The sequence below is a fragment of the Rhodothermales bacterium genome, assembly GCA_040221055.1.
Classification (GTDB): domain Bacteria; phylum Bacteroidota; class Rhodothermia; order Rhodothermales; family UBA10348; genus 1-14-0-65-60-17.
In genome coordinates this window covers 20,759-32,050 of record JAVJVN010000019.1, presented here as the reverse complement: position 1 = coordinate 32,050, position 11,292 = coordinate 20,759, and the positions used below count along the sequence as shown (strand labels likewise).

Annotated in this window: 13 protein-coding genes; 5 read left to right on the top strand and 8 right to left on the bottom strand. The window is 62.0% G+C overall.

The window, feature by feature from the left end; all coding sequences use genetic code 11:
* Positions 1-31: 31 nt before the first annotated feature.
* Genes RIE53_12055 through pdhA form a run of 4 tightly spaced genes read right to left on the bottom strand, consistent with a single transcriptional unit; the run spans position 32 to position 4,304 of the window.
* Entirely contained in the window at positions 32-838 is an 807-nt protein-coding gene (locus RIE53_12055) for a metallophosphoesterase (protein MEQ9105416.1), read from the bottom strand.
* Between the two features lie 34 nt (positions 839-872).
* Positions 873-2,189: a dihydrolipoamide acetyltransferase family protein gene (locus RIE53_12050; protein MEQ9105415.1), complete on the bottom strand. Its 1,317-nt coding sequence runs from the start codon at positions 2,187-2,189 to the stop codon at positions 873-875.
* Between the two features lie 20 nt (positions 2,190-2,209).
* Positions 2,210-3,292 (bottom strand): pyruvate dehydrogenase complex E1 component subunit beta, encoded by a 1,083-nt coding sequence (locus RIE53_12045; protein MEQ9105414.1) that lies wholly within the window; start codon positions 3,290-3,292, stop codon positions 2,210-2,212.
* Positions 3,210-4,304 (bottom strand): pyruvate dehydrogenase (acetyl-transferring) E1 component subunit alpha, encoded by a 1,095-nt coding sequence (gene pdhA, locus RIE53_12040; protein ID MEQ9105413.1) that lies wholly within the window; start codon positions 4,302-4,304, stop codon positions 3,210-3,212. The genes RIE53_12045 and pdhA overlap by 83 nt, the downstream gene beginning before the upstream one ends.
* 229 nt (positions 4,305-4,533) lie before the next feature.
* Here pdhA and RIE53_12035 point away from each other — a divergent pair, with 229 nt between their 5' ends.
* The 4 genes from RIE53_12035 to icd all read left to right on the top strand — a co-directional run bounded on the left by RIE53_12035 (position 4,534) and on the right by icd (position 7,567).
* Positions 4,534-5,148, top strand: a complete 615-nt coding sequence (locus RIE53_12035; protein ID MEQ9105412.1) for a sigma-70 family RNA polymerase sigma factor — start codon at positions 4,534-4,536, stop codon at positions 5,146-5,148.
* On the top strand, positions 5,145-5,411 hold the full coding sequence (locus tag RIE53_12030) for a zf-HC2 domain-containing protein (GenBank protein MEQ9105411.1): 267 nt from the start codon (positions 5,145-5,147) through the stop codon (positions 5,409-5,411). The genes RIE53_12035 and RIE53_12030 overlap by 4 nt, the downstream gene beginning before the upstream one ends.
* A 16-nt stretch (positions 5,412-5,427) precedes the next feature.
* Positions 5,428-6,201 (top strand): polyprenol monophosphomannose synthase, encoded by a 774-nt coding sequence (locus RIE53_12025; protein ID MEQ9105410.1) that lies wholly within the window; start codon positions 5,428-5,430, stop codon positions 6,199-6,201.
* A gap of 118 nt (positions 6,202-6,319) precedes the next feature.
* Complete coding sequence (gene icd, locus RIE53_12020) at positions 6,320-7,567, top strand: NADP-dependent isocitrate dehydrogenase (GenBank protein ID MEQ9105409.1); 1,248 nt, start codon at positions 6,320-6,322, stop codon at positions 7,565-7,567.
* Here the strand turns inward: icd and RIE53_12015 are convergent.
* On the bottom strand, positions 7,537-8,688 hold the full coding sequence (locus RIE53_12015; GenBank protein ID MEQ9105408.1) for a DUF3524 domain-containing protein: 1,152 nt from the start codon (positions 8,686-8,688) through the stop codon (positions 7,537-7,539). The two genes, icd and RIE53_12015, sit on opposite strands and share 31 nt — an antisense overlap.
* Positions 8,689-8,702: 14 nt before the next feature.
* Entirely contained in the window at positions 8,703-8,936 is a 234-nt protein-coding gene (locus tag RIE53_12010; GenBank protein MEQ9105407.1) for a hypothetical protein, read from the bottom strand.
* An 81-nt stretch (positions 8,937-9,017) separates the two neighbouring features.
* Here RIE53_12010 and RIE53_12005 point away from each other — a divergent pair, with 81 nt between their 5' ends.
* The gene (locus RIE53_12005) at positions 9,018-9,830 is read left to right on the top strand and encodes a hypothetical protein (GenBank protein MEQ9105406.1); all 813 of its coding nucleotides are present in this window, start codon (positions 9,018-9,020) and stop codon (positions 9,828-9,830) included.
* Here the strand turns inward: RIE53_12005 and RIE53_12000 are convergent.
* Positions 9,798-10,493: an ABC transporter ATP-binding protein gene (locus RIE53_12000; GenBank protein MEQ9105405.1), complete on the bottom strand. Its 696-nt coding sequence runs from the start codon at positions 10,491-10,493 to the stop codon at positions 9,798-9,800. The genes RIE53_12005 and RIE53_12000 overlap by 33 nt on opposite strands.
* Positions 10,493-11,266, bottom strand: coding sequence for a hypothetical protein (locus RIE53_11995; protein ID MEQ9105404.1), 774 nt, complete (start codon positions 11,264-11,266; stop codon positions 10,493-10,495). The genes RIE53_12000 and RIE53_11995 overlap by 1 nt, the downstream gene beginning before the upstream one ends.
* Positions 11,267-11,292: the final 26 nt, after the last annotated feature.

Below are 11,292 nucleotides of genomic sequence, written 5' to 3'. Positions count from 1 at the left end.
GATTCTACTGCGCTGAGAGGGCGTCCGGCCGCTAAACCCGCTGGAACGTGTGCCCGTTCGATATGAAAAACGACAATCGGTCCGGGTTGAACTGCCGTTCCTGGATGTGGATGTGCGTCTTGTCGGTTTCCAGGATGTTGTAGAAGTTTGTCTTCCGGTGATGCGCCCTGCCGCGCGTGCTGGTGGCTGTACCGGCAGACACCACGAGGATGCGCCGCTCGTGCTTCCTGGATGACCAGGCCGTGACGTGGTCCACGTGCGAAATGTGGAGATGACCGCACAGGATGACGTCCACGTGCGCGTCGGCAGCGGCCTGGAGGGCCTGCGTGGCGCCCCGCGATACGTCGTGCGGGCCGAGTTGCTTCAGGGCCTGGAGGTGGTGATGTACCACCAGGATACGGGCGTCATCCGGCTCGGCGCGGTCGAACCCGGTGCGGATTTCGGCCTGCGTGGCCGCGCCGAGCTTCCCTCCCATGACCGTCCACCCGTGGGCCGAGTTCACACCGAGCACGTGGGCGCCCGGAACGGACACGTTGGGCGTCAGGTCGTCCGATATGAACTCCTTGAAGCGCTGCACCGGCACCGAGAGCCGCAGTTCCGGGCGCCACCAGGGGAACACATCATGGTTGCCGGGCACGGCGAGCCAGGGCGCCTCGAAGGCGTCGAGCATGGCCCGGGCCGCCTTGAACTGGGTCGGGAACGCGCGCTGCGTCAGGTCCCCGCTCACGGCGACCAGGTCCACACCCTCCCGGTTCACATCCTCGACGATCGCCTGGACAATGTCCGGGTGGGCAATCTTTCCGAAGTGGATGTCTGAGATGTGTGCTATCCGGGCCACGTGCTGGATGAGGTTTGCAGACCGCGGAGGGCGGTCAGAGCAACATGGTGAGGGGATCCTCGAGATAACCCTTCACGGTCGCCAGGAATTCGCTGCCGGTCGCTCCGTCCACGACGCGGTGGTCGCACGACAGGGTGACTTTCATGCGCTTGCCCGGCACGACGCCGCCATTCTTCACCACCGGGGTGTCCCGGATGGCGCCAATGGCCAGGATGCATGCATTCGGCGGGTTGATGATGGCCGTGAACTCCTCTATTCCGAACATGCCGAGGTTGCTGGTGGTGAACGTCGAACCACTCCACTCCTCGGGCTGCAATTCCCGGTCGCGGGCCTTGAGGGCCAACGTCCGGGTTTCCGTTGCAATGTCACCGAGTCCCTTCCGGTCGGCATGCCGGATGACGGGCGTCAGCAGCCCCTCGTCCACCGCCACGGCGACGGCCACATGGACCTCGCTGTGCAGGTGGATTTCGCCCTTGTCTTCCATCCACGAGGCGTTCACCCATGCGTGGCGACGCAGTCCGAGGGCACACGCCTTCGTGACCAGGTCGTTGAAGGAAATCTTCGGACCGTCCTGGGCGGATGATGCCTGGTTGATCTGATCGCGGAAGGCCACGGCCTTCTCCATGTCGACGTCGATCGTGAGGTAGAAATGGGGGCTGGTGAACTTGCTCTCGGCCAGGCGACGACCGATGGTCTTGCGCATCTGGGAGATCTTGACGACTTCCGGGGCGGTGCCGGCTGCAGCGGTCGCGCCCGAAGCGGGTGCGGCAGCTCTGGATGGCTCGGCGGCCGGTTTGGCGGCCTTCGACTCGGCTTTGGGCTCGGCGGTGGCGGCAGCACCGCCTTCCATGGCGGCCTCGATGTCGCGCTTCACGATCCGGCCTTCCGGGCCTGAACCGCTCACCTTCGCGAGGTCAATTCCGTGCTCGGAGGCCAGTTTCCGGGCCAGCGGGGACGTTTTTATGCGACCCGTATCGTCGGAAGATGGGGCCGGGCTCGGCGCATCGGTGGGCTCAGCCGCGTCGGCGCCGGCGTCGGGGGCGGGCTCGGCGCCCGCATCTCCCGAATCCGCATCTCCCGAATATTTCGCCAGGATACCGGAAATGTCTTCGCCTTTCTCGCCCAATACGGCAATCAGGCCACCAATGGCCACTTCATCGCCCTCGGCGGTGACGCGCTTGAGCAGCACGCCGTCGTCGTAGACTTCGAGGTCCATGGTGGCCTTGTCGGTTTCAACCTGGGCAATCACGTCCCCGGCAGAAACGGCGTCGCCTTCCTTGGCGAGCCACGATACCACGACACCCACTTCCATGGTGTCGCTCATTTTGGGCATTTCTACTGCAATAGCCATAACGCTGTCCGGGTGTTGGTCTAGTCGACGTACATGACACGCTTGCAGGCCTTGTAGGCATCCTCTTCCTGCGGCATGTAGTACTCAATCAGGTTCTTGGCATAGGGGGCCGGCACGTCCTTGGCGGTAATCCGCACGACGGGTGCGTCGAGCCAGTCGAACGCGCGCTCCTGGATCTGGTAGGTGATCTCGGAGGAGATGCTGGCGAACGGGTTGCCCTCGTCGATGATGACGCATCGGTTGGTCTTCTTGACCGACTCCACGACGGTGTCGATGTCGAAGGGACGGATGGTCCGGGGATCGATGACCTCGGCGCTGTATCCCTCCTCCTTCAGGCGATCGGCCACGCGGAGCGCAATCCAGTAGGACTTGGAGTGCGCCACGATGGTGACGTCCGTGCCTTCGCGGGCAATGCGGGCCTTTCCGATGGGAATGATGTAGTCCTCGGCGTCGGAGACTTCGCCCTTCATGCCGTACATGACCTCGCTCTCCATGAAGAGGACGGGGTTGTCGTCGCGGATGGCGGACTTCAGCAGGCCCTTGGCATCGTCCGGGTTCGAAGGTGAGATGACCTTCAGTCCGGGGATGGTCGCGTAAATGGACTCGGTCGACGTGTTGTGCGTGGCGGCGAGCTGTCCGGCGGCGCCGTTGGGCCCACGGAACACGATCGGCACACGGAACTGACCACCGGACATGTAGCGGATTTTGGCCGCATTGTTGATGATCTGGTCGATGGCCACGAACGAGAAGTTGAACGTCATGAACTCGATGATGGGACGCAGGCCGTTCATGGCCGCACCGATTCCGAGTCCTGAAAAGCCGTTCTCCGAGATGGGGGTGTCGATGATGCGCTTCGGCCCGAACTTCTCGAGCATGCCTTCCGACACCTTGTACGCTCCGTTGTACTCAGCGACTTCTTCTCCCATCAGGAAGATCGTTTCGTCGCGCTCCATCTCTTCGACCATGGCGGCCCGGATGGCTTCTCTGAATTGCAATTCTGCCATGTTGATTCGTTGTTTTTCAGGCCAGGAAGGGGTAGTCGTTCTCTTCGTAGACGTCTTCGTAGATCGTCTCGAGATCCGGGAAGGGGCTGTTGTCGGCAAAATCCACGGAGTCCAGCACTTCCTGCTTCACTTCCTCGTCGATGGCATCCAGTTTGTCCTGGGCCGACATCTTGTTGTCCAGGATGTACTTCTTGAGTCGGATGATGGGATCGGCGTTCTGCTTTTCCTCCAGTTCCTCCTTCGTGCGATACTTCTGGGGATCGGACATGGAATGCCCGCGGTACCGGTACGTGCGGATTTCCAGGAAACTGGGCTTCCCTTCACGTGCGAGCTTGACGTGGTCCTGCATGGCTTTCGTGACGGCGAATACGTCCATGCCGTCCACGACGGCGGCGTTCATGTCGTACGCGACGGCCTGATGCGTGAATTCCGGCTGCGAGAACGCCCGATCGATGGCGGTACCCATGGCGTAGTTGTTGTTCTCCACCACGAGGATGGCCGGCAGGTTGTACAGGCCGGCCAGGTTGGCGGCTTCGTGGATGGCGCCCTGCCCGTGGGCACCATCGCCGTAGAACGATATGCTTACGCCTCCGTCCTCCTTGTACTTGTGGGCGAAGGCCAGACCGACTCCGACCGGCACGTGGGCGCCCACAATGCCGTGTCCGCCGAAGAAGCCGTGCTTTTTCGAGAAGTAATGCATGGAGCCACCCTTGCCTCTCGACGAGCCGTCAATACGACCGAACAGCTCGGCCATGCATTCATTGGCCGTCATGCCGAGGGCCAGTCCGTGTCCGTGGTCGCGGTAGGCCGTGATGACCGAGTCATGCCCGACCTTGATGGCCGCGGCGGTCCCGGTGGAAATGGCCTCCTGCCCGATGTACAGGTGGAGGAAGCCGGCAATCTTCTGCTTCCCGTACATCTGTGCGGCCCGCTCCTCGAAGCGACGCTGAAGCAGCATGTTGCGGTACATGGCCATGACGTCGTCTTCCGACAGGCCCAGTTCCTTGTGTCCGTAAGCGCCCGCCGCATAGGTCGGGAACGTCACGTCGATCTTGATTTCAGACGGGAAGTCGCGGCTGTCGTCCGTCTTTTTAGCCTTCTGTTTGGCCATCTGTGCGTTGGTTCATCAGGTGGAAAAGCAAGGCAACATACGTCAGGAAGAGCGAAGTTGTCGACGCGTTAACCAAGTCTTTACGTAACTTGTAATGACATGTCATTACAAGACGTTCCGGAAAAGCGCTTCCAGAATGGCCTTTCGAACGGCACATGGAACGACCGCTCCGGCTGCGGGTTGGGAGGCCGGTAACAATGACGCCCCTGCCGCTACCCAAGCGGACACCATGCCGACCAACGACCCATCCCCTGTTGATATCGAGGCGCTGCTGGCCGGAAACCGGACGGAGTTCGAGAAGCTGGTCATCCAGGAGTCTCCCCGTCTGTTCCGGATCCTGGTCCGCATGCTCGGGGATGACGATGAGGCCCGCAGCATCATGCAGGAAACCTGGCTTCAGGCCTGGCAACGCCTGGACTCCTTCCGCAGGGAATCCAAACTCACGACCTGGCTGTACGCCATCGGCATCAATCTGGCCCGGGGCGTTCTGCGGAAGGCGAAACGGACCCGTCCACTGGACGAACACGACGTCGGGCATCTGCAGCCCTCCTTCAACCGGGGCATGTTCGAACACCACGTGGACGCCTGGTCCCCCGAGCAATTCGCCATCCTGGCCGATCGCAAGCAGGTGGTCCATGACGCCATTGACCGGTTGCCGGATGATTACCGGGAGGTGGTCATCATGCGGGACATCGAGGAAATGGATACGGACGACGTCGCACGCGCGCTGGACCTTTCGAACGGAGCCGTCCGGGTCCGTCTGCACCGGGCCCGTCAGGCCCTTCGCGCCCTGCTGCAGGCACAAATGAACGACCAGGCGCACCATTACGGAGAAACACCATGAAACGGCTGTTGATGAAGTTGAAAGGGATGCCCTCGTGCGAGAAGGTGAACACCTTCATTGCGATGTATCTGGACAATGAACTGCCCGAGCGTGATCGCAAGGCCTTCGAGAAGCATTTGGCCATGTGCGGGAACTGCCATGCCTATTTCGAGCAGTACAAAGCCACCATCCAGGCGGTGAAGGATGCCGATTCGGTCGAGATACCTTCCGATCTGGTCGAACATACCCTGGAATTCCTGCGTAGCAAGGCGCAATCTTCCTGAGCCAACCTGAGCCACCCTGCGCCTGTCCACTCTCGCTCTGCCCGCCCTGCGCGCCCTCGTCATCATACCGACCTACAATGAGGCCGAGAACATATCGGCCGTCATGGACCTTGTCCTCGGACTCCCTGTCCCCTTCGATCTGCTGATCGTGGATGACGGCAGCCCGGACGGGACCGCCGATATCGTGCGCGCGCGTGCAGAGGCCCAGGGGACCGACCGGGACCACAAGGCCCGCCGCGTACACCTCCTGGAGCGGGAAGGAAAACTCGGGCTCGGCACCGCCTATCTGGCCGGATTCGCCTGGGCCCTGGATCGCGACTACGAAGCCATTTGCGAGATGGATGCCGACCGGTCACACAATCCGGAGGACCTGCCGCTGCTGCTGGCCCCCGTGGCGACCGGGGAAGCCGATGTCGTCATCGGATCGCGCTACATCGATGGCGTGCGCATCATGAATTGGCCGCTGTCCCGGCTCATCCTGTCCTACGGAGCGGGGGTCTACACGCGGTTCATCACCCGTTTGCCGGTGCAGGACGTGACCGCCGGCTTCAAGTGCTTCCACCGCCGTGTGCTGGAATCCCTGGATCTGACGAAAGTCCGATCGAATGGCTATTCCTTCCAGATCGAGCTCAATTACCGGGCCTGGCGGGCCGGATTCCGCCTTACTGAGGTGCCCATTGTCTTCACGGAGCGCACGGAAGGCAAGTCCAAGATGAGCAAGGCCATTGTGCGAGAGGCTGCCTGGAAAGTCTGGGAATTGCGTTTCCGTTCCCTGTTCGGGCGACTGTGAACCGGAAATCCCGCACGGCTCGGCGCCCAACCCGTCACTTGTCAGGAATCCCCGGCATGATTCCGATCGATTGACGCGTAAATTCCGTTTTTCCACTTTTGAACCTGAACCGATTGTCATGTATACGCATCTGACTCCTCCTTCCGCCGGCGCATCCATCACCATGGAAAACGGCACCCTGAACGTGCCTGACCACCCCATCCTGCCCTTCATTGAAGGCGACGGCATTGGTCCCGATATCTGGGCGGCCGCACAGCACGTGTTCGACAACGCCGTCGAGAAAGCCTACGGAGGCGCCCGGAAGATCGAGTGGTTCGAGGTATACGCCGGCGAGAAGGCCTACGAGAAATTCGGTGAGTGGCTGCCCGAGGATACGTTGACGGCCATCCGGAACCACCTGGTGTCCATCAAGGGCCCCCTCACCACGCCGGTCGGCGGCGGCATCCGTTCGCTGAACGTGGCGCTCCGTCAGATGCTGGACCTGTACGCCTGTGTGCGCCCCGTCCAGTACTTCACGGGCGTTCCGTCGCCGGTCAAGGATCCGGCCGCGGTCGACATGATCATTTTCCGGGAGAACTCCGAAGACATCTATGCCGGCATTGAATTCCAGGCCGGCACGGACGACGCCAAGCGTTTCGCCGCCCTGCTGGAAGAACACTTCCCTTCCCGCTTCGCAAAAGTCCGTTTCCCCGAGACCAGCGGCTTCGGCATCAAGCCGACATCCGAAGAAGGCACGAAACGCCTGGTTCGCGCCGCCATCCGCTACGCCATCGAGCAGGGCAAGCCGAACGTGACGCTGGTCCACAAGGGCAACATCATGAAGTACACCGAAGGCGCCTTCCGGGATTGGGGATACGCCCTGGCGAAGGAAGAATTCGGAGCCGTGGAAATCGACGGCGGACCCTGGTGCAAGCTGCCGAACGGCATTGTCATCAAGGATGTGATTGCCGATGCGTTCCTGCAGCAGATCCTGACCCGTCCCCGCGAATACAGCGTCATCGCCACCATGAACCTGAATGGCGACTACATGTCCGATGCGTTGGCCGCACAGGTCGGCGGAATCGGCATTGCCCCCGGCGCCAACATCAACTACGACAACGGGTTGTCCATTTTCGAGGCCACACACGGGACGGCTCCGAAATATGCCGGGCAGGACAAGGTGAACCCCGGATCGGTCATCCTTTCGGGCGAAATGATGTTCCGCTTCATGGGCTGGAACGAGGCCGCCGATCTCATTATTTCGAGCCTCGAGACGACCATCAGCCAGAAGCGCGTGACCTACGACTTCGAGCGGCAGATGGAAGGCGCGACCCTGCTGAAATGCAGCGAGTTCGGTCAGGCCATGGTCGAGAACATGTCGTCGTAAAGGGCGACATGCTCGCGCCAGGCCAGATGGGCTGAAATCTGCTTCAGGGTCTCGACCGGCAGGGGGCGTTCCTCGCCCTTCAGGATTTTGGCCATTACCGTGAACAGCTCCTCATCGTCCTCATACAGAATGGGGGCGTGCAGGAGCGGTTTGTGGAGTGACGCCGGAATGAGCTCGGGATAGGACAGCCGGTTCGGCAGGAGCGGGTGGCATCCACAGTAGATGGCTTCCAGCATGGAAATGCCGAAAAACTCGTGGATGGACGTCGAGATCACGAGGTCGGCCCGGTGCAGCAGCTTGCTGTACTCCTCGAAGTCCTCGGCGTATCCGTAGTGCAGAATGCGCTCCGCGTATCGTTCAAACGCCTGCTCGAACTCCCTGGGCTGCTCCTCGAAGCGCTCGCCGGCCAGGATCAACCGGAATTTGTGGCCGGAGTCGTCCAACCGGTTCATCAGCCGGAAGAACGCCTGGGGATTCTTGTCATACTCCCAGCGCTGGTTCCAGAGTACGATGGGCGGTTTCTGGCCGGGGCCCCAACTGTGGGCCTCGTAGGCGCTCGCATAGCGGTCGTGACCCTGCAGATCGAGTCCCAGGTGCAGCACGCTGCTTTTTCCCCGGATGGTCTGCGCCGTGTTCAGGTGCGTGTAGTCCGGAAACAGCCGGAGCAACCGCGGCAGGGCCTCCATGAACTCGTCATGGTGGTACTGCGAGTTGAACACGATCCGATCCGCCGCCAGACAGGACATGTAATTGATGTAGCTGTACGTGTGATCCCGCTCGGCTCCTTCCTGAAGCGGATACGTCAGCTGGTTCTCGTGCATGTAGAGCACGACCGGAGTCTTCGCGAGCCTGTCGCGGGTCAGCGCCAGGAAGGCCGGCAGGTTCACCATGTTCGAGGCGAAAATCACATCTGGCCGATAGCCGTCGTCCAGCAGGCGTTCCACATGGCGGGCCAGCGTCACTGCGCCGCCCTGCATGCGCCACTTCCAGAAGCGGTTCGACATGTGCACGGTCTCGAACGTGTGCCTGGAATGTTTCACCAGACCGTCCATGAACGCCCGGTGGCTTCCACCATACCAGGGTTCGAGCGCCAGGATCTTCAACGTGTCTTCTGCCTTCATTTCTTGCGCTCCATTCAGCCCCGGAGTTGGCGCTTCAATTCCTCTTCTTCGTCGTCCAGGGCGGGGCGGACAATGGACACGCCGCGAACCTGGAGATAGTCCCTGAGTGCCTCGTCCAGGACTTCTTCGGCCGTAACGAGCTCTTCATCGCCGGGATTCAGCGTAATGCTGCGTGAGGTCATGTCGATGGTGACCGGACGGGGATTCGTGTTCTTGATCAGCATCCCTTTCCGCTTGCGTGCCGCCATGGTGGTTCCAGATTGGGTTCAGTTCCTTCAAGTATACGGCCTCGCACGTGGCATTTCCCACGGCCGGCACTCTGTAGGAACATGGGAACCCGCTTTTATCCGAATCTTGTCCATTCGCTCGGGTCCGTCCGGGCCACGGCGGACAGGCTGATATCCGTTTGGCTGCCACCCCGGTGCCTGCACTGCGGCACGGTCCTGCCGAACGGACTCCACCGCCGCTCGTCGGCGGATGGGCGGGGCGCGGTCGGGCGGGTTCTTTGCCACCCCTGCCGCGTGTCTCTCGCGGAAAGCCGGTTGATGCGATGTGACCTGCCACTCATGGTCGGCACGACGTTGCTTGCGGCCCGCTGGATGTTCTCCGATACGTCGCCGGTGCGCAGCCTGCACCATGCGTTCAAGTACGAGGGTCGCGCGGACGTGGCGCCCGTGCTGGCGGGCCCGCTGGCCGGTGCCGTCCGCGGCCTGCTGCCGCCGGGTTGGAAGGAAGGTCGCGGGATGTTCGCGGACGGTCCACCGGTATGCACCGGGGTACCCTCCCATCGGCTGCGGGTGCTGGACCGGGGGTATTGCCAGGCGCACCTGTTGGCGGAAAGCCTGGCCGCCGGGCTGGGCGTGCCTTTCCGCAGCCGGCTGCTGGAGCGGCGGGAGCACACGCTGTCGCAGACGACCCTTTCCGCTGCCGATCGCCGCAGGAACGTGGCCCGGGCGTTCCATCTGGCGCCGAACGCATGTGTCCCGCCTGCAATCATCCTGGTGGACGACGTGGTGACGACGGGAGCCACCCTGGCCGGATGTGCGCACGTGCTGCGATCGGCCGGATGCCGATTCCTTTTCCTGGCCGCCCCGGGCGTGCGCCCGCCCCTACCGCTGGGCGGTCACTTCCAACCGTTCTGAACAGAGCACCGCCTCGGACGCGAGGTTGGTGGCCAGGACGACGATCCGGCCGGCTTCCGTGGCCTCCCGGACGACCCGATGCACCAGGGCGACGCCTTCTTCATCCAGCGTGGCGCCGGGCTCATCCAACAACAGGACGGGCGGCGAGGGCAGCAGGGCACACGCCAGGCGTACCCGCTGCACCATGCCGGAGGAGAACGTGCGAACAGGATCGTCCGCCCGCTCGGTCAATCCGACATCCGCCAGCAGGCGGTCAATGCGGCTACCCACGTATGGGGCTTCGGTCAACCGACCTTCAGTGATTTGATCGTGGGCACGTCCGCCTTTCACCAACCTGTTGTCCAAACGCCGCGCCCGCGCAATGAACTCCAGATTCTCGCGGGCCGTGAAGCCGTCGTATACGTTCATGTACGGCGCCACGAACCCACAATGGAGGGGGCGCTGCCCGGGCTCCACGGCAAGGCCTCCGGACACCAGCGACACGCGCCCCGCTGTCGGTGTCAACAAGCCTGCGAGGATTTTCAGCAGGGTCGACTTGCCCGACCCGTTGGGGCCGGTGACCGCGGTTGCCGTTCCGCCCCGGAGTTCAAAATCGAGTTTCCGGAACAGGATTCGCGCCCCGAAGCGGTGTCCGATACCAGAACCTGTAATCTCGTTCTGCATTACGAATCGGCCAGTATCCGGCCGGCATCCCGCTGCTGGCGAAGTTCTTCCGTGTTGATGGGGGTCAGTTCGAGCACCCGCCCGTAATGATACGCCGCCATTTCCTGGTTGCCCTCGGCACTGTACGTTTCCGCCAACTCGAAATGGGTCATGACCAGTGTCGGGTCTTCCTCCAGCGCACGGGACAGGAAACGGATGGCCTTCTCGTTCCCCCCTTCCGGGAGCCCGCCGAAAAACGTATTGGCGAAGGTGCGTTGGATCCAGTTCAATGCGCCCAGTTCACGGTAATAGATGCCCAGCGCCAACAGGGCATATGCGTAATCGGGATCCAGCTCAAGAGCCCGGTTCGCGTAGGCTTCCACATTCCGGCCCATGCGCACTTTGTCTTTTCCGCCCATGAAGATGGCCCTGTTTCCCCAGGTGGCCGCCATTTGGAACCATGTTTCGGGACGTTCCGGATGATGCCGCTGCATCATGTCGGCATAGGACGTAGCCTGGGCCATGACATGATCCGCCTCCCGCCGTCGGTCCAGGGCGAGTAAATCCTGACCAAAATCGTTCGCCGTCCGGGAAAGACGATAGAGCAACCCGAAATCGGTGGAATCCACAACCAGACCCCGTTCGTAGGCCGTGAGCGCGGCCTCATTGTCGAAGAGTGCGTACAGCGAATCGCCGCGGGCAATGGCCTTGTCCAGGCGGTCCGCCGGAACCTGTGCCCGCACGACGCCAGTCGTAACAACCAGCAGCACAAGTACTCTCAGTAGAAAGGACATGAACGACCCTTTGTCAATTGTATATA